1 protein-coding gene is annotated in these 658 nt (G+C 68.4%); it reads left to right on the forward strand.

The genetic code is table 11. From position 1 onward, the window contains the following. Nucleotides 1-658: AMP-binding protein (locus tag IF67_RS40065; protein ID WP_037840444.1), on the forward strand; the 658-nt coding region annotated here is incomplete at both ends.

The following is a 658-nucleotide window of genomic DNA, read 5'->3' on the forward strand; positions in this document are numbered from 1 at the left end:
AGGCGCCGACCTTCGTCAAGGCCACCCCCTCACACCTCACCCTGCTCAAGAACCTGCCCCCGCACATCTCACCCACCGAGCAGCTGGTCCTCGGCGGTGAAGCCCTCCTCGGTGAGGCCCTCGACGAGTGGCGCCGCGACCACCCCGGCACCACCGTCATCAACGAATACGGGCCCACCGAAACCACCGTCGGCTGCACCCAGTACCGCATCGCACCCGGACAGCCCGCACCCACCGGCACCATCACCATCGGCCACCCCATCTGGAACACCCAGATCCACATCCTCGACACCCACCTCCAGCCCGTACCCCCCAACGTCACCGGCGAGCTCTACATCGCCGGCGACCTCCTCGCCCGCGGATACCTCCACCGCCCCGACCTCACCGCCACCCGCTTCACCGCCAACCCCCACGGCACCCCCGGCACCCGCATGTACCGCACCGGCGACCTCGCCCGCCGACGCCCCGACGGACAACTCGAATTCACCGGACGCATCGACACCCAAGTCAAAGTCCGCGGCTACCGCATCGAACTCGGCGAAATCGAAGCCACCCTCACCAACCACCCCCACGTACGCCAAGCAGCCGTCATCGTCCGCGAAGACCAGCCCGGCGACCAGCGCATCGTCGCCTACGTCATCCCCACGGAGGACGCTGA

Source organism: Streptomyces sp. NRRL S-1813, assembly GCF_000719605.1.
In the GTDB taxonomy this organism is placed as follows: domain Bacteria; phylum Actinomycetota; class Actinomycetes; order Streptomycetales; family Streptomycetaceae; genus Streptomyces; species Streptomyces decoyicus.